The following is an 18129-nucleotide window of genomic DNA, read 5'->3' as shown; positions in this document are numbered from 1 at the left end:
GGGGATCACAGAGGTTGTGCGGAAAGCGTTTGCTCAGCGGATTCCGATGCCGGAAAACAGGCGTCGAAAGCGGCATCGACAATGGCCAACTTGGCCGCCTGGACAGCCATGTATTCCTGGTAGAACCCTTTCGAGACCCACATCTGCGAATGTCCGCGCTGGCCGGCCCAGCCGATGCTGCCGAGCTCCTCGGCATCGCGCAATTTGCGGGCGAGGTGGGTGCGCGAAAGCTTCAGCCATCTGGCAAACTCGGCGATCGACACCACGCTGGTCGGTATGCGGTCGAGCCCGGCATTCTCGGGATCGATACCGGACATCAGCCAGTCCATGACGATGCCGCCATTGTTGAGCCAGATGAACAGCGAGAAGGTCTGCTTGGGCTCGCGCACCGGCACTGAAGCCAAAAGACCGTCGGCCACCAGCGGCTGCAATTTGGCGAGCCGTTCAGGGTGCTCGAGGAAGGTGGACAAGCGGCTGCCGCCGTCGAGGCTGTCCAGGGTTTGCAGATGGGCGAGGACCCAGCCGGTGAATGTCCGCACGGTGGCCGCCGTCGGTTGCATGGGATGAGCGCGCCCGTCCTCGCTCGTCGAAAGATATTCGGCGATATTGTAGTGCAGCATCTCCTTGAGGAAGGCTTCGGCGGTGTTGCGGCTGGCGACCGAATCCCGGCGTATGGCCTCGATGAAACGTGCCGTCGTCAGCGCGGTATGGCGGTCGCGCGGATCCCGCCTGAAATGCAGGGCAAGGCCGACGTGGCCCATCAGCCAGCGCTGCTGGGTGGCAAACACGGCGGCGAGCCGCGGGCTCGTTTCAAAGATCTCTATCAGCGCCCGCGACTGTGCCTGAACAGCGCGGTGCAAAGCCGGATGGCCGGCAATATCTTCGGCTTTCAGCGCCATCCTCCAGTGCTCCGATTCAGCCCCCCGAACCGTGAAACACACATCACATTTTCAGCCTTAACCGTCCGTGTCCAGCGCCGAAAACCCGGCAAAAGGTCCAACCAGATCGCGGCCGGGCATGAAGGGCGCTTTTCAGAATTCGAGCGCTTGCCGCAGCGCCGGTCCGCTCCTGACGCGGAGGTCGAGATCGGCCTCGATATGGTCGATGTGGTGCAACATCAGCGCGCTGGCGCGTTCGGCATTGCCGGCCTCGAGCGCCTCGAGGATCTGCATATGCTCGTTGTGGCCGCAGCTCGAAATGCCGGAGCGGCCATAGAGCGCGATCACCAGCGAGGAGCGTGCGACCAATTCCTCCATGAAGCGCTGCAGGATGACGTTGCCGGCCACCGCTGCCAGCAGCAGATGGAAATCGCCCGAAGCCTTGATTTCCGACCGCCTTGCGGTTGGTCCGCGTTCGGCAATGAAACGGCCCTCTTCCTCGAGCTGGGTCTTGAAGGCAGCGACGTCAGCCGGCGTCATGCGACCGGCGGCGGCGATGGCGATGCCGGGTTCGATGAGCCGGCGCGAGGCAAAGACCTGGCGGGCTTCTTCCGGCGAAGGGTTGGCGACGAAGGCGCCGCGATTGCGCTCGGTGCGCACCAGGCCTTCGAAGGAGAGCATCTGCAGGGCTGCGCGTGCCACGGTGCGGCTGACGTCGAACAGCGTGCCGACCTCGCCCTCCGACAGTTTGGTTCCGGGCGCCAGACGGCGGTCGACAATGGCGTCGCGCAGCTGGTCGCGGATCGCCTGGGCGCGATCCTCGTTAGCGCCGTCGATAGCAGGGAATGTCTGGTCGGCTATGTTCATGGCGGCAAGGTCCCAAAACCCTTCTAGCCTGAATCGGGTTACTTGGACGAGAGCCAAAGTGAACGCGATCTTGGAAAAGATTGCATACGATTTCTGCCGACATCGCAGACAATCGCCCATAATTTGTGCACCGCACAAGGGTGCTGTTTTCTCGCGCAGGGGGCTTCGATGCCGATTCTTGCAGGGATTCAATTACTTGATGATCGCCGCGGGCAATTGGCACGCATGATGCTTTGGTTCATGCGACCAAAGCGAGAAACGGAATGTCCAAAGCCGCCGAAATCGACATCGTGTCCGTTTCGAAAGTCTATGGAACGACGACTGCCGTCGAGGCCATCAGCCTGAAAATCCCGGCAGGCACCTATTGCTGCCTGCTAGGCCCGTCCGGCTGTGGTAAAACCTCGACGCTGCGCATGATCGCCGGGCATGAGAGCATTTCGAGCGGTGACGTCCGCCTCGGCAATACCGTCGTCACCGACCTGCCGCCGGCCAAGCGCGGCACCGCGATGATGTTCCAGTCCTATGCGTTGTTTCCGCATCTCGATCTCATCGACAACGTCGCTTTCAGCCTGAAGATGAAGGGCGTCGGCAAGGAGGAGCGTCGAGCCAAGGCGCTCGACATGCTGAAGCTGATGCAGATGGAGGCCTATGCCAGCCGCCGTCCGGCGCAGCTTTCGGGCGGCCAGCAGCAGCGCGTGGCGCTGGCCCGCGCCCTGATCACCGATCCCGAGGCGCTGCTGCTCGACGAGCCGCTTTCGGCGCTCGACCCGTTCCTGAAAATCCGCATGCGCGCCGAACTGAAGAAGCTGCAGACGTCGCTCGGCATCACCTTCGTCCACGTCACCCACAGCCAGGAAGAGGCGATGGCGCTGGCCGACCTGATCGTGGTGATGAATGACGGCCGCATCGAACAGGCGGCGCATCCACGCACCGTGTTCGAGCGGCCGGCCACCGCTTTCGTCGCCCGCTTCATGGGCGACCACAACGTCGTTTCTGGCCGCGTCGCCGGCAGCCGCGACGGCATGGTGGTGTTCGACGTGCCGGGCGGTGCTTCGCTCGCGGCCAGCGGGCAGGGCCGGGAGGTCGGCGAGCCGATCGACATCGCCATCCGCACCGACCATGTGCGCATCGGCGAGCCGCCGGCCAAGGGGCTCGGCTTCACCGGCATCGTTGCCAACGTCGAATACCGCGGCTCGACCGTGAAGCTCTCCGTCAACAGCGCCGGCATCGAGGATTTCACGGTGATCATCGACGACACCGACTTCTTCACCAAACCGGTTGCCGTCAGCGATGCGGTGCCGATTGCATGGGATGCCGAGGACGCAATCGTCCTTGGCCGTCTCGATTCCTGAACCAGCATAACCAACCAGAACAGGGGAACTGACCATGACCAACACAACAAACAAGAAAGCAGGAATTTCACGTCGCTCGCTGCTGAAGACGGGTGCCGCCGCCGTCGGCTTTGCCGCCGGCTCCGGCGCGATCACCGGCTTCCCGACCATCTGGGCGCAGACGAACATCACGCTGCGCCAATTCGGCACCGGCGTGTCGAACCTCAATGCCATCGCCGACAAGTGCAAGGCCGATCTCGGCATCACGTTGGAGATGACGGCGACCGATTCCGACGCGGCCGCCCAGCGCGCCGTGACGCAGCCCGACAGCTACGACATCGCCGACATCGAGTACTGGATCTGCAAGAAGGTGTTCCCCACCGGCGTGCTGCAGCCGATGGATGTCAGCAAGCTGAAATATTACGACGAGCTGGTGCCGCTTTTCAAAACCGGCAAGCTGACGCCGGACAGCGTCATTGCCCAGGGCACGGCGCCGCACACGGTCGGCTACGTCGAGGCGCAGGACAGCAAGGTCTTCGCCAAGGCGCCGACCAACTGGTTCACCATGGTGCCGACCATCTACAATGCCGATACGCTCGGCATCCGCCCCGACCTCGTCGGCCGCGACATCACCACCTGGGCCGACATCATGGACCCGGCCTTCAAGGGCAAGACCGCGATTCTCAACATCCCGTCGATCGGCATCATGGACGCGGCGATGATCATGGAAGCCATGGGCAACATCAAATATGCCGACAAGGGCAACATGACCAAGGAAGAGATCGACAAGACGATCGACTTCCTGATCAAGGCCAAGCAGGATGGCCAGTTCCGCGCCTTCTGGAAGTCCTTCGACGAGAGCGTCAACCTGATGGCTTCGGGCGAAGTAGTGATCCAGTCGATGTGGTCGCCTGCCGTCGCCGCCGTGCGCTCCAAGGGCATCCCCTGCCGCTTCCAGCCGCTCAAGGAAGGGTATCGCTCATGGGGTGGCGGCCTTGGCCTTGCTGCCCATCTCAAGGGTGCTGAGCTCGATGCGGCCTATGAATATATCAACTGGTACACGTCGGGCTGGGTCGGCGGCTATCTCAACCGCCAGGGCTATTACTCGGCCAACATGGTCTCGGCCAAGAAGTTCATGTCCGAGGACGAATGGGGCTACTGGATCGAGGGCAAGCCGGCCAAGGGCGAGATCAAGGCGCCCGACGGCACCGTTATGGAAAAGGCCGGCGCGGTTCGCGACGGCGGCTCTTTCGAAGAGCGCATGGGTAGGGTCGCCTGCTGGAACTCGGTGATGGACGAGGACCGCTACATGGTGAAGCGCTGGAACGAGTTCATCGCGGCGTAAAGCGGACGCGTTCACTGTGATGCTGCGATCCTTCGCGCCCACCTCTGTCCTACCGGACATCTCCCCCACGAGGGGGGAGATTGGCAGCTTCATGGCCGGCTCTTCCTTAGCAACGTTGGAGATTGGCGAAGGCAGTTGTGAGAGTTCAATCTCCACCCTCGTGGGGGAGATGTCCGGTAGGACAGAGGAGGGCGCGAAGGATTGCGAGTCAGGAGGCCTTTCCCCATGACCGTGGCTCTCGACCAGCCTGCGGCCACGACGGTGGCCAAGCCTGCCAGACGCCGCCGCTTCTCGTTCGGCGCCGTCGCGCCGTATCTGCAGTCGGCGCCGCTGGCGCTGATCCTCGGCGCGTTCCTGCTTTTGCCGATCGTCATGATCGTCGTCGTCTCCTTCTGGGACTACGACTTCGCCGCCATGTATCCGGATTTCCTGACCACCAATTATTCCGACGTGCTGGGTTCCTGGGTCACCTGGAAGACCTATCTCAACACCATCAAATTCGCCGTCATGGTCTGGGCGCTGACCTTGTTCATCGGCTTCTGGGTCGCCTATTTCCTTGCCTTTCACATCCGCACCACGGCCATGCAGATGGTGCTGTTCCTGGTCTGCACGGTGCCGTTCCTCACTTCCAACATCATCCGCATGATCTCGTGGATCCCGGTGCTTGGCCGCAACGGGCTGATCAACTCGACGCTGGTGCATATGGGCCTGGTGCCGAAGCCGATCGAATGGCTGCTCTATTCCGAATTCGCCGTGGTTCTCGCCATGGTGCATCTTTACACGCTGTTCATGGTGACGCCGATCTTCAACACGCTTATGCGCATCGACCGCTCGCTGTTCGAGGCCGCGCGCGACGCCGGCGCGTCCGGCTGGCAGGTGCTGTGGAACGTCGTCATCCCGCTGGCCAAGCCCGGCATGGCGATCGGCACTATCTTTGTCGTCACGCTTGTCATGGCCGACTTCTCGACGGTGCAGGTGATGTCGGGCGGGCAGAGCGCCTCGGTCGCGCTGATGATGAAGAACCAGATGTCGCTGCTGCAATATCCGGCCGCCGCCGCCAACGCGGTGGTGCTCCTGGTGCTGGTGCTGCTGATGGTCGCCGGCATCCTGCGCATCGTCGACATCCGCAAGGAGCTCTGACGTGAACCACGAGAAGCGCACCCTCGAATTCCACGTGCTGGCGGTCTTCTTCGCGCTGTTCGTGCTGTTCCTCTACGGCCCGCTTTCGGCGATCCTGATCCTGTCCTTCCAGGGTGAGAATGGCGGCCTGACCTTTCCCCTCAACGGTGTGTCACTGCACTGGTTCGCCAATCTGTTCGAACGCCAGGCGGTCGGCGATTTCGGCGGCAGCTTCAAGCGTTCGCTGGTGCTGGGGGTGATGGTGATGGTCGTCACCGTTGTGGTGTCGTTGCTGGCGGGCCTCGCCTTCCGCCGCAAGTTTCGTGGCGCGACGGCGCTGTTCTATCTGGCTGTCGCCAGCCTCGTCGTGCCGTCGATCATCATCAGCCTCGGCATCGGCGTCGTCTTCCAGCAGATCGGCTTTCGGCCGGCCTGGTACACATCCGCTTTCGGCGCGCATCTGACCTGGACCTTGCCGTTCGGCGTGCTGATCATGTTTGCCGTCTTCAACCGCTTCTCGCCGGCCTATGAGGAGGCCGCGCGCGACCTCGGGGCATCTTCCTGGCAGACCTTCGCCCATGTCGTGCTGCCGATGATCGCGCCCAGCCTGATCGGTGTCGGCCTGTTCGGTTTCACACTCTCCTATGATGAGTTCGCGCGCACGCTGATGACCTCGGGCACGTTCAACACGCTGCCGCTCGAAATCTACGGCATGACGACGAATGTGACGACGCCGGTGCTCTACGCGCTGGGCACGGTGACAACCGTATTCTCCTTCCTGGTGATCCTGCTGACGCTCGGCGCCATCCTCTATGTCGGCCGCCGCCGGGCAAGGGTTTGAGAACCGCAGTGCAGATCCTTGTCGTCAATCCGAACACCACGGCCAGCATGACCGCAACGATCGGCGCCGCCGCGCGATCTGTCGCCAGCGCCTGGACCGAAGTCGTCGCCGTCACCTCATCCATGGGGCCGGTGTCGATCGAAGGCTATTATGACGAGGCGCTGGCCGTACCGGGCCTGCTGGTCGAGATCGCCGCGGGCGAGCGCGCGGGCGCGCAGGCGGCCATTATCGCCTGTTTCGACGACACCGGGCTGGACGCCGCGCGCGCCATGGCTAACATCCCGGTCGTCGGCATTTGCGAGGCGGCGCTCAGCATAGCGTCGTTGATCGCCCAGCGTTTCACCGTCGTGACGACGACCAAGCGGTCGTGGGTTCCCGTCGAGGCGCTGGTGCAGCGCTACGGCATGGCCGGCCGGGCGCGCGTTCGCGCCGCCGACATTCCGGTGCTGGCGCTTGAGGACCCGGCCTCGGGCGCGGCCGAGAAACTGCGCGGCGAGATTGCGCGCGCGCTCGACGAGGATCGCGCCGAGGCGATCGTGCTCGGCTGCGCCGGCATGGCCGATCTCGCGGCAGAGCTGCAGCGGGAATTCGGCGTTCCGGTGATCGACGGCGTCGGCGCCGCCGTCAAACAGGCAGAGGCGCTGATTGCACTTGGCCTGTCGACATCCAAACGCGGTGCCTATGCAAACCCGCTGGCAAAGCCTTATCGTGGCGCATTGGAATCCTTTGCCCCTGGTGCCGTCGCCGCCGAGTGATCGCAAATGCCCCGAACGATCCGGACCCTGACCTCAAAGGAGGTTGAAACGCTTGTCGACTGGGCGGCGGCCGAGGGCTGGAATCCCGGTCTCGGCGATGCCGCCGTATTCCAGGCGGCCGACCCCGAGGGTTTCATCGGCGCCTTCGTCGATGGCAAGATGGTGGCCGGCATTTCGGCCGTCGGCTACGGCGCCGGCTTCGGCTTCATCGGCCTCTATATCTGCCGCCCGGACCGGCGCGGCGAGGGGCATGGCAAGGCGGTCTGGGACGCCGGCATGGTGCGGCTCGGCAACCGCAGTGTCGGGCTCGACGGCGTCGCAGAGCAGCGGGCCAACTACCGGCGCATGGGGTTCGTGCCAGCCTATGAGACCGTCCGCTACAGCGGGCGTGTCGCCGGCCTCGCCGGCGGTGGTAACATCAGACCGGTGGCGGCCGAGCCCATCGCCGACATCCTGGCTTATGACCGCGGCTGTTTCCCGGCGCCGCGGCAAGCTTTTCTCGGCGGATGGCTGCAGCCGCCGCGTGTCGGGTTTGTGGCGGTGAATTCGGGAAGGGTTTGCGGCTATGGCGTAGCTCGCCAGTGCAAGGAGGGGTTCAAGGTCGGACCGCTCTTCGCCGACGACACGCACGTCGCTTTGCAGTTGCTAGGGGTGCTGGCAACGCCGATGGCGGGGGACGCGCTTCACATCGACGTGCCGGCGGCCAAAAGCGGTTTCATCGCCGCGCTTCAGGCGGGCGGCTTGAGACCAGGCTTCACGACAACCCGCATGTACCGGGGAGCCGTGCCCAGGATTGCCTCGTCAAAGGTGTTCGGGATCACGACCCTGGAACTGGGCTGATCCAGACCTAGCCATGCATTCCATGCGACGCGTGGCAGCAGGGACCAGCCGGTCTGATTGGCGGCAATTGTCAGGCCGCCCGGACCCCGGGCGTCTTGCGCGCCCAGGCGGGCAACCAGTCGCCATGCGTCGCGAGCAGTTCATCGACCAGCGACCATATCTGGTCGAGGTCGAGTTCGGCCGCCGTGTGCGGGTCCATCATCGCCGCGTGGTAGATATGCTCGCGGTTCTCCGTCATCAGGGCCTGGACCGTCAGTTCCTGCACATTGATGTTGGTGCGGATCAGCGCCGTCAGCTGCGGCGGCAACGCGCCGATGAAGGTTGGCTGGATGCCGGAGGCATCCACGAGGCACGGCACTTCGGCCGCGCAATTTTCGGGCAATGAGGTGATGCAGCCATTGTTGCGGACGTTGCCGTAGATCACGGAGGGCTCGCCCGTCCACACCGAATTCATGATCGAGGAGGCGTATTCCTTCGACTGCTCGACCTCGATCTTCTCGGCGGAGCGGTAGGCTTCCGCCTGTCCTTTCCAGCGCTCGATCTGCTCGATGCAGCGCTTCGGATATTCGTCGAGCGGGATGCCGAATTTCTCGATCAGATCCTCGCGCCCTTCCTTGATGAAATAGGGCGTGTATTCGGCAAAATGTTCCGAGCTTTCGGTGACGAAATAGCCGAGGCGCGTCAGCATTTCGTAGCGCACCTTGTTCGGGCAGCGCGGATTCCAGCCGGGTTTCGGCGCGCGGCCTTCGCGGTAGGCGCGCACGAGATCCGGATAGAGGTTGCGGTAGGAGCCGTCCGGCTGGCGATGCTCGAACTTGAGATAAAATGCCATGTGGTTGATGCCGGCCGAGCGGTAGCGGATTTCCTCGTAGGGAATGTCGAGATCGTGCGCCAGCTCCATCGCAGTGCCCTGCACGGAATGGCAAAGGCCGACCTGCTTGATGTCAGGGTATTTCTCGGCGATCGCCCAGGTATTGATCGCCATCGGGTTCACATACTGCAGCATGATCGCCTGCGGGCAGACGGCGAGCATGTCCTCGCAGATCTTCCACAGATGCGGCACTGTTCTCAAGCCACGCATGATGCCGCCGACGCCGAGCGTGTCGGCGATGGTCTGGCGCAGGCCGTATTTTTTCGGAACTTCGAAGTCGGTGACCGTGCACGGCACGTAGCCGCCGATCTGGAAGGCGACGACGACGAAATCGGCACCCGCCAGCGCTCTGCGCTGGTCGGTGTAGGTCTCGGCTTTGGCCTTTACCCCGAGCGTCGAGATCAGCTTGTTGACGACGATGGCGCTCTCTTCGAGGCGCTGCGGGTTGAGGTCCATCAGCGCGATCGTCGCACCGGACAACGAGGGACGCTGCAGCACGTCGCCGACGATGTTTTTCATGAAAACGGTGGAGCCAGCTCCGATGAATGCGATCTTGGGATTTCTTGCCATAACAGTCTCCGGCATATGCAATCAGGCTACCTCGAAAGCGGCTTTGACGAGCCGTTCCGTGTAAGCGGTTTTGGGATTGGATAGAACTTCGTTGACGGGGCCTTCTTCCATGATCTTGCCGTGCTGCATGACGATCACGCGGTGACAGAGCGCCCGCACGACCTTGAGATCGTGCGAGATGAAGAGGTAGCTGAGACCCCGTTCGCGCTGCAGCTTGCGCAGCAGTTCGATGATCTGCGCCTGGACCGAGAGGTCGAGCGCCGATGTCGGCTCGTCGAGCACGATGAATTCGGGCTCCAGCGCGATGGCGCGGGCAATGGCGATGCGCTGGCGCTGGCCGCCGGAAAACTCATGCGGGAAGCGCGACAGGATGTTGCCCGGCATGCCGGCGCTGACCAGCGCATCGCGCACCCGTTCGATGCGATCGTTCCTGGTGGCGCCGATGCTGTTGACAATCAGCCCTTCCTCGATGATCTGGCCGATCGTCATGCGCGGGTTGAGCGATGAGAACGGATCCTGGAATACGACCTGCATGCGCGAGCGCAAAGGCCGCATCTGCGATCGCGATCTGCCATGGATGGGCTGGCCGTCGAAATGGATCTCGCCGCTGGTGGCGTTGTTGAGCCTGAGCAGCGCCTCGCCAAAAGTCGTCTTGCCGGATCCGGATTCGCCGACCAGCCCCAGCGTCTCGTGGCGGCGAAGGGTGAGGTCGAGACTGTCGACGGCGACGAGTTCGCGCCAGTCAGGCTTGAAGAAGGTGCCATGCCGCAGCATGAAGGAAACGCGAACGCGCTTGGCATCGAGAATGATGTCGGACCCTTCCGGCAGCGGATTGGCCTGGCCGCGCGGCTCGGACCCAAGCAGGTGCTGTGTGTAAGGATGCTGCGGACTGGCGAAAAGCCTTTCCGTCACATTGTGCTCGCACATCGCCCCGTGCTGCATGACGTAGACGTAGTCGGAGAACTTGCGCACCACGGTCAGGTCGTGGGTGATCAGGATCACCGCCATCCGCAATTTCTGCTGCAGGTTGCGAATGAGGTTGAGGATCTGCGCCTGGACGGTGACGTCGAGCGCTGTCGTCGGCTCGTCGGCGATCAGCACGTCCGGATCGTTGGCTAAAGCCATGGCGATCATCACACGCTGGCGCTGACCGCCAGAAAGCTGGTGCGGATATTGTTTCAGCCGCGCCGCGGGGTCGGGGATCTGCACCTGCTGCAGAAGTTCGAGCGCGCGTGCCTCTGCCTGCCTGCGGCTCGTCCTGCGATGCACCCGGATTGCTTCGACGATCTGGCTGCCGATCGTGTAGATCGGGTTGAGCGAGCTCATCGGTTCCTGGAAGATCATCGAGATGCGGTCGCCGCGCAGTTTGCGCCGGGCCCGCTCGGAAAACTTCAGGATGTTTTGCCCGTCATATTCGACGGTCGATTTCGGCGACACGACCGCGCGTTTGGACAGCAGGCCCATGACCGTGCGCGCCGTCACCGATTTGCCCGAACCGGATTCGCCGACGATGGCGATGGTCTCGCCACGATAGAGCTGGAAGGAGATGTCCTTGACGGCCTGGACCATACCGTCCTCGACCTTGAAGTCGACGGCGATGCTACGGGCATCGATGACAGGGTTTTCCGAACGCCCGGCATGGTCGAGCCGGACAGGCGGTGCGAAGGTATTGACGAGCGCGACAGCCATCACATCCCCCTCAATACGGATCGACTGCATCGCGCAGCCCATCGCCAAGCGCGTTGAAGGCGAAGACGGTCACAAGCACGAAGCCGACTGGGGCGAGGATCCAGGGATAGGTGCCGATGACCGAGTAGGTCGCGGTGTCCTGCAGCATCAGCCCCCATGAGATCAGCGGCGGCTTCACGGCGAAACCGAGAAAGCCCAGGAACGATTCAAGCAGCACGACACTCGGGATCGCCAGGGTGACGGCGACGATGACGTGGCTCATCACGTTCGGGAAAATATGCTGCATGATGATGCGACGATCGGTGGCGCCGACCGCCATCGCTGCGCGAACGTAGTCTATGCGTGCGAGCGCCAGCGTCTTGCCGCGGACTTCACGCGACATCTGCGCCCAGCCGAGCGCCGACATGATGATGATGACGAAAGCGAGGAAGACATTGGTCGGCGCCGTCACCGGGACCAGCGAGGTCAGCGCGAGATAGAGCGGCAATTGCGGGAAGGCGAGCACCAGTTCGACGAAGCGCTGCACCCAGACATCGAACGTGCCACCGAAATAGCCCGACACCATGCCGACGGTGGTGCCGATCACGGTGACGATGAAGACCACGGTCAGCGCGATCATCAAGGAAATGCGCGAGCCATAGATGGCGCGGGCCAGCACGTCGCGGCCGAATTTGTCGGTGCCGAGGAAATGCACCGGCTGGCCGTCGGTCGAGGCGAAGAAGTGCCGGTTCGCGGGGATCAGGCCAAGCAGCCTGTAGTCGGCGCCCTTGACGAAGAAGCCGAGCAGGCGCGGATTGTCATAGTCCGGTCCGACGACCGGCTGGAAGGTGACGGGGTCGAGCTCCGCGGAATCCGCCAGCGCATAGACGCGCGGCTGGAAAACGAAATTGCCGTCCTTGTCATGGAAGCTCATCATTTGCGGCGGGGCGAAACCGACGTCGGTGACCTTGGGGTCCATGGGTGCGAAGAAATCGGCAAACACCGCCATCAGGACCAGCAGCACGACGAGGATGAGCCCGGCCATGCCGGTCCAGGATCGTCTCAGGCGGCGCCAGACGAGCGCGAGATAGCTCTCATTGCCGTGTGGCCGTTTCTCTTTCTCGACCGATATTTCGGGCGGTGGCGGCAGCGAGGGCTCGCGGGCAAGCATCTCAGGCGCCTCCGTACTGGCGGACACGGGGGTCGAGCAGGGCGAGCAGCATATCAGCGATGATGTTGCCGACGATCAGCGTCGCCGACAGCACCATCATGAAGGTCGCGGTGACATAGACGTCGCCGACCGCCATCGAACCGACGATCGCCGGACCGACGGTTGGCAGGGCGAAGATGATCGCGGTCTCGATCTCGCCGGTGAGCATGTAGGGCAGCACCACGCCCTGATACATTACCAATGGATGCAGCGCATTGGGCACCGCATGGCGCATGACCACCGCACTGCCGCTCAGGCCCTTGGCACGGGCGGTCTCGACATATTGCGCGTTCAGCGTGTCGAGCAGATTGCCGCGCATGACGCGCATGTTGTAGGCGAGCCCGCCGAAGGTGGCGATCGCCACCACCGGCCAGACATGTTTGACGAGGTCGACGAACTTCGCCCAGGACCAAGGCGCGCCGCCATACTGCGGGGAAAAAAAGCTGCCGATCTCGGACACGTTGAACTGAAAGACCAGCAGATAGACGATGATCAGCGCCATCAGGAAGCGCGGCACCGTCATGCCGAGGAAGGAGACGGCCGACAGCGCGCTGTCGATCCAGCTGTACTGCCTGGTCGCCGCCCAGATCCCGAATGTGATGCCCAGAACCGAAGCTAACAGATGGCAGACAAGCGCGAGCAGCAAGGTGCGTGGCAGGCGTTCGCCGACAACGTCGGCGACCGGCTTGTTGTAGTAGAGGCTGTAGCCGAAATCACCGCGGGTGACGATGCCGGTGATCCAGTTGAAATACTGGACCGGCATCGGCTTATCGAGACCGTGCTCGACCCGGTAGGCCTGTGCCTGCGCGTCGGCCTCGGCGAAGGAGGCTCCGCCCTGGTTGATGAGCTGGGAGCGGATGTAGTCGGCGTAGTCGCCGGGCGGCGCCTGGATGATGGCGAAGGTGACCAGGCTCAGAATGACGAGAACCGGTATTGCGGATGCTATGCGTATCATCAGGAATCGCAGCATCGGACCGTTTCTCTTCCTTGCTCTCGGGTTCAGGTATCGTTGACCCCGGCCGCGCCGCAGCGCGGCCAGGGTACTTCGCAGTCAGGGAGGAAACTCAGTTCGTCGTACCCTTGTCCCCGGGCTTTCCGGGCAATTGCTCGGGGAACAGTTCGTATTTCTGCTGCTTGTCGGCGGCGACAAAGACCCGCTCGCGGACGATTGTGTCCTCAGCCCAGTTGAACATGAAGATCGGCGTTCCCTGCGGGATATTCGAGAAGCGCTTGTTGATGATCAATGCGCCCGGATATTCGGTCAGCCCGACATTGTAGACATGTTCCGTCGAGATCTTCTGGAACTGCTTCATAAGGCTGGCGCGCTCGTCATTGTCGTCGGACGCGACGAACTTGTTGACGATGTCGACGAGATCTTTCTCGAACGGCATCAGGTCGACTTCGCCGCTTTCCGGCGCCCGGTGGTTCCAGCTGGTCTTCGGGCCGACAGGAGCAAGCTGCTCGGTGTTCTGCACCACAGACGTCAACTCCTGGTCATTGCGCCTTACCAGCCAGTCGAAGCGGCCGGAATATTGCGAGGCGTCGCGCTGGGTACCGTTCAGCCCATTCAGCACCACCCGAAGCCCGAGTTTTTCCATCTGGCCGACGACACCTTCGGCAAGGCTCTTGTCGGTGGTGTAGTCGTTGTTGACGAGCATGACGATCTCGACATTCTTGCCGCCGGCGGTGCCAGCCGGGAAATTGACGAAGCCGTCGCCATCCGTGTCCTTCAGGCCTGCCTTGGCGAGTTCCGCCTTAGCGCCTTCGAGATCGAATGGATAGTAGACGGTCGAATTGCGGTCATAGAAGCTGGTGCCCGAGGAGAAGCCGCCCGGATAGATCGCTGTGAACGGACCCTTGACCAGCGAGTCGCCGAGCGCCTTGCGGTCGAGCGCCATGGTGACGGCCTTGCGGAAGTCCTCGTTGCGGTTCAGTTCGCGGATTGCCTGGCCGCGTTCATCCGGGTTGCCCCAGCCATTGGCCGAGAAGTTCATGCGCAGATTGTAGCCGATCAGGCGCGGGCCGAAGGCAAGGCGGGCCGGCGCATCCTTATCCGCCGCACGCTTCAGCGAGGCAACGAAGTTCTCCGGCTGTTCGAGGTTGGAAAAGTCGCCCGACCCCGCCACCGCCTGAACGTCGCGGTCGGCCCAGGTCGACAGCTTGTAGTGCAGTTCGTTGAGATAGGGGAGCTGGTTGCCCTTCTCGTCGACCTTCCAATAGTAGGGATTGCGGCGCATGACGATGATGTCGTCCGGGCGGTACTCAACCGGCACCCAGGCGCCCATCACGGGAAGGTTCATGTATTCCGGCGGGAAGGCGTTCTTGAACTGCTCGTAGGTGTTCTTCGAATATTTCGGATGCTGCGGCTTCAGGATGTGCGCCGGACCCGGGCAGAAGGTGCCGTAGGCCATGGCGTAGAGGTACTGCTTCGGGAAGGCGTCCTTGAAGGTCCATTCGACGGTGTAGTCATCGATCTTCTTCAGCGTCGTGCCGACGCCGAAGGTTTCCGGGGTGGCGCCATTGAGCGGCGAGACATTGGGGTCGACGACTTCGTCGTCCCAGTAGAACATGACGTCGTCGGCATTGAAGGGAACGCCGTCCGACCACTTCGCGCCTTCGATCAGATGCATGGTCAGCTTGTGGCCGTCCGTCGACCAATCCCAGCTCTTGGCCAGGTTCGGCAGCGGCTCGGTGTCCTTGGCCTCGACCTGGAACAGCGGCGCGGTGCGGGTCAGGCATTCGGAAAGGCCGATATCGATGCCGCCCCAGCCTTGCGTCTGGCCGGCGCCATAGTTCCAGCCTTCCGGCCGGCCGCCGATGACATGGCGCATGGTGTCGCCATAGACGCCGATGCCGTCCGGCATGTTGCCGGTCTTGAAGACCAGCGGCTCCTTCGGCAACCGATCCTTGACGGGTGGCAGCTTGCCGGCCTTGACGTATTTCTCGGTGACCCAGTCGGGTTCGTGGTACTCGGGCAGCGCCTTGAACTCCAGAATGGAGTCGCGCGCGACATATTTGATTTTCCCTTCGGCGGGGAATTGCGCCGGCGCCGGCGGCACGGTCGGTTCGGATGCGTAGGCACTCAGCGCCGTGGCGGATACGCTCAGCGCCAGCCCTGCTAAAATGCTGATGTTGCGGAAATTCCTCATCGTCTTTCCTCCCATTTGTTGGGAGCGTGCTTTACGCCGCTCCATTTCTCCTCGAACGAATTGCATGCGCTGTGGCTGCGTCTTCCTCCCGGAAATTCGCCGCTATGCTGCGTGAAACTCAGACGGCCTGTTTCAGGGCCGCTTTTTCGGCGCGCAATTCCTCGATCGAGCGGACGTCGCGCCGCGCGGCACCCGCCCATTCCCTGGTCCGGATCTTGGATTTCGATAGCCGCTCCTTGGCGGCCGGAATTGCATCTGCGTATTGCGGCAGCCAGCGGGCCTGGGCGACGACCATCTCGTCGACCATCTGCCAGACTTCCTCCGGCGTCGACACGGCACCGACCAGCGGATCATGCAGCACGGCGAGCTTCAGCAGGTCGATGTCGCCGCTGATCGCCGCATGCACTGACATGCGCTGGACGTTGATCGAGGAAATGCAGGTGGCGGCGCAGGCTTCCGGCAGCGTGATGCCAGAGGTCATGTTGATGCCGAAGCGATCGACGAAGCCGGGCGACTCGATGATCGCGTCCTGCGGCAGGTTGGTGATGACGCCATTGTTCTTGACGTTGAAATGGCCGCGATAGACGCGGTTCGTCTCCAGCGCTTCCAGAATATGGCTGGCATGCTCGTTGGAGCGTTTGGCAGGGTCGATCGGCTTCGATGCCGCCTCGAGAAACTGCGGGAATTCCGTCTCGAACCAGTTGCGCGTTTCGGTCGAGTAGCGCAGGTAGCCGCCGGTCTCGCCATGGATCCAGTCGGACATGTCGATCCAGCGGGTGATTTCGTCGGGCCGCTTGCGATACCAGGGAAGGTATTCGGACAGGTGGCCGTTGCTTTCGGTCGAATAGACGCCGAAGCGCTTCAGGACGTCGATGCGCAGCTTTTCCTGCTGCGAATAGACCGGATGCGCCTCGAAAGCGGCGACCAGTTCGTCCTTGCCGATCCTGCGGCCGTTGAGGCGAAGATCGATGAACCAGGTCTGGTGGTTGATGCCGGAGCAGATGTAGTCGAGTTCGCTGTGGGATTTGGCGCCGAGCACTTCGGCGATTTGTTCGGCGCCGTGCTGGACACCGTGGCAGAGGCCGACCGTATCGACCTTGCCATATTCGATCGCCGCCCAGGTGTTCATGGCCATCGGGTTGGCATAGTTCAGGAATTTCGCGCCAGGCTCGGCAAACTCGCGAATGTCCTTGCAGAAATCGAGAATGACCGGAATGTTGCGCTGGCCGTAGAGGATGCCGCCGGCGCAGATCGTATCGCCGACGCACTGGTCGATGCCATATTTCAAGGGAATGCGGATGTCGTCGGCATAGGCTTCGAGCCCGCCAACCCGCACGCAGCTGATCACGTAGCGGGCGCCTTCGAGCGCCTTGCGACGGTCGGTGGTCGCCGTGACCCTCGTGGGCAGTCTGTTGGCCTCGACGATCCGGTCGAGGATCGCCTTGATCATCTGGAGGTTGTGGTCGCTGAGGTCGGTCAGCGCGAATTCGATATCCTGGAATTCGGGAACGCACAGGATGTCGGTGAAGAGCTTCTTGGTGAAGCCGACGCTCCCCGCGCCGATGATAGCGATCTTGAAACTCATCTGCCTGGCCTCGAAAAAAGTTGGGCAAGGGCGGTGAAAAGAGGTCCGATCCACATGCCGGGGCATGTGGCCAAGACAAGCCGGAATCCGGCGTCTCCTCCTGTCCGTTCCTCGACCGCTATTTGTTTTGCACTGCGGTTGGTTTTGCTTTTCGTAACGCATTATGCGCCTAATCGAGCAAGCGACCAGAGAAGGATTATGCTTTCAGGGGTAATTTTGTGCTGCGAAAGTTGATCGACACCGGGCCGTCGGCCAGGACCGTCTCGCTGCCGCGCGGCCGCCAGCGCCTGCACACCATGCCGACAAGCGCCGGTTATGAAGTGCGCGAGAACGAGGTCTATGACTGGGACGGGCGCAGGCGCGGCCAGACGCCGTTTACGGTGCTCCAGCATACGATCAGCGGCACTGGCCGGCTGCGCTACGAGAGCCGGAACTACCGCCTGCAAACGGGCGATACGCTGCTGGTCCTGGTGCCGCACAACCACCGCTATTGGCTCGCCAAGGGCGAACGCTGGGAATATTTCTGGATTTCGATGAACGGCGAGGAGGCGCTGCGCATCCACAAGTCGATCCTTTCCGCGGTTGGTCCGGTGCTGCGGCTGCAGCCGTCGACGATCGATCATCTCGCCGACTGCAGCGTGCGCCTGATCACGGGAGCGGTCACGCCCGGAGCTGCGTCGGCCGTGGCCTACGAGGCGGCGATGGCGCTCTATGACGATGTCTTCGGCTCGCATGCCTTTGCCGACGAGAAGAGTGCCATGCAGCCGGTGGTCGACTACATCAAGGCCAATCTCGACAGGCCGCTCCGCGTTGCCGATCTCGCCGAGATCAGCGGGCTGAGCCGTGCGCATTTCTCGCGCTGCTTTGCCGAGAGCGAAGGCATTCCACCCGCCGAATTCGTGCTGCAGCAGCGGCTGCAGCGGGCGGCGAAACTCTTGACGAAAGCCGATTTCCTGCCGGTGAAGGAGGTGGCCATCATGTGCGGCTTCGAAGACGCCAACTACTTTTCGAAAGTCTTCCGCCGCTTGTACGGCACCAACCCGACGCAATTCCGCACCACCGGCATGTATGCCAGCATGGGCAACCACCGTTAGATGGGA

General features: G+C 62.6%; 15 protein-coding genes. 7 read left to right on the top strand and 8 right to left on the bottom strand.

Annotated elements, in window-relative coordinates:
• Positions 1 to 5 precede the first annotated feature (5 nt).
• Positions 6 to 899 carry a hypothetical protein gene (locus A6B35_RS27350; protein ID WP_006204136.1) on the bottom strand — a complete coding sequence of 298 codons (894 nt, stop codon included), beginning with the start codon at positions 897 to 899 and terminating at the stop codon, positions 6 to 8.
• 132 nt (positions 900 to 1031) lie between these two features.
• Entirely contained in the window at positions 1032 to 1745 is a 714-nt protein-coding gene (locus tag A6B35_RS27345; RefSeq protein WP_006204137.1) for a GntR family transcriptional regulator, read from the bottom strand.
• A 263-nt stretch (positions 1746 to 2008) separates the two neighbouring features.
• Here A6B35_RS27345 and A6B35_RS27340 point away from each other — a divergent pair, with 263 nt between their 5' ends.
• The 6 genes from A6B35_RS27340 to A6B35_RS27310 all read left to right on the top strand — a co-directional run bounded on the left by A6B35_RS27340 (position 2009) and on the right by A6B35_RS27310 (position 7976).
• Complete coding sequence (locus A6B35_RS27340; RefSeq protein WP_006204138.1) at positions 2009 to 3097, top strand: ABC transporter ATP-binding protein; 1089 nt, start codon at positions 2009 to 2011, stop codon at positions 3095 to 3097.
• A gap of 34 nt (positions 3098 to 3131) precedes the next feature.
• The gene (locus A6B35_RS27335; protein ID WP_065518292.1) at positions 3132 to 4421 is read left to right on the top strand and encodes an ABC transporter substrate-binding protein; all 1290 of its coding nucleotides are present in this window, start codon (positions 3132 to 3134) and stop codon (positions 4419 to 4421) included.
• Between the two features lie 225 nt (positions 4422 to 4646).
• A complete protein-coding gene (locus A6B35_RS27325; RefSeq protein WP_006204052.1) occupies positions 4647 to 5561 on the top strand; it encodes an ABC transporter permease in 915 nt (304 codons plus the stop codon).
• 1 nt (position 5562) lies between these two features.
• Entirely contained in the window at positions 5563 to 6381 is an 819-nt protein-coding gene (locus tag A6B35_RS27320) for an ABC transporter permease (RefSeq protein ID WP_006204053.1), read from the top strand.
• 8 nt (positions 6382 to 6389) lie between these two features.
• Positions 6390 to 7136, top strand: a complete 747-nt coding sequence (locus tag A6B35_RS27315; RefSeq protein WP_006204054.1) for an aspartate/glutamate racemase family protein — start codon at positions 6390 to 6392, stop codon at positions 7134 to 7136.
• Positions 7137 to 7142: 6 nt separating this feature from the next.
• A complete protein-coding gene (locus tag A6B35_RS27310) occupies positions 7143 to 7976 on the top strand; it encodes a GNAT family N-acetyltransferase (protein ID WP_006204055.1) in 834 nt (277 codons plus the stop codon).
• Positions 7977 to 8046: 70 nt separating this feature from the next.
• Here A6B35_RS27310 and melA (A6B35_RS27305) read toward each other — a convergent pair whose 3' ends face one another.
• The 6 genes from melA (A6B35_RS27305) to melA (A6B35_RS27280) all read right to left on the bottom strand — a co-directional run bounded on the left by melA (A6B35_RS27305) (position 8047) and on the right by melA (A6B35_RS27280) (position 17029).
• Entirely contained in the window at positions 8047 to 9417 is a 1371-nt protein-coding gene (gene melA, locus A6B35_RS27305; protein WP_006204056.1) for an alpha-glucosidase/alpha-galactosidase, read from the bottom strand.
• Between the two features lie 21 nt (positions 9418 to 9438).
• Positions 9439 to 11106 (bottom strand): ABC transporter ATP-binding protein, encoded by a 1668-nt coding sequence (locus tag A6B35_RS27300; RefSeq protein WP_006204057.1) that lies wholly within the window; start codon positions 11104 to 11106, stop codon positions 9439 to 9441.
• Between the two features lie 10 nt (positions 11107 to 11116).
• Positions 11117 to 12256, bottom strand: coding sequence for an ABC transporter permease (locus A6B35_RS27295; RefSeq protein WP_006204058.1), 1140 nt, complete (start codon positions 12254 to 12256; stop codon positions 11117 to 11119).
• 1 nt (position 12257) lies between these two features.
• On the bottom strand, positions 12258 to 13265 hold the full coding sequence (locus A6B35_RS27290) for an ABC transporter permease (protein ID WP_006204059.1): 1008 nt from the start codon (positions 13263 to 13265) through the stop codon (positions 12258 to 12260).
• Between the two features lie 94 nt (positions 13266 to 13359).
• Complete coding sequence (locus tag A6B35_RS27285; protein ID WP_065518322.1) at positions 13360 to 15444, bottom strand: ABC transporter substrate-binding protein; 2085 nt, start codon at positions 15442 to 15444, stop codon at positions 13360 to 13362.
• Between the two features lie 118 nt (positions 15445 to 15562).
• Positions 15563 to 17029, bottom strand: a complete 1467-nt coding sequence (gene melA, locus A6B35_RS27280; protein WP_006204061.1) for an alpha-glucosidase/alpha-galactosidase — start codon at positions 17027 to 17029, stop codon at positions 15563 to 15565.
• 218 nt (positions 17030 to 17247) lie between these two features.
• Between melA (A6B35_RS27280) and A6B35_RS27275 the strand changes: the two genes are divergently transcribed.
• Positions 17248 to 18123 carry an AraC family transcriptional regulator gene (locus tag A6B35_RS27275; RefSeq protein ID WP_040583332.1) on the top strand — a complete coding sequence of 292 codons (876 nt, stop codon included), beginning with the start codon at positions 17248 to 17250 and terminating at the stop codon, positions 18121 to 18123.
• The last annotated feature ends 6 nt before the right edge of the window (positions 18124 to 18129 follow it).

The organism is Mesorhizobium amorphae CCNWGS0123, assembly GCF_001686985.1.
GTDB lineage: Bacteria > Pseudomonadota > Alphaproteobacteria > Rhizobiales > Rhizobiaceae > Mesorhizobium > Mesorhizobium amorphae.
Note: the sequence above shows the minus strand (reverse complement) of the source record. Positions and strands in the feature narration are given on the sequence as shown.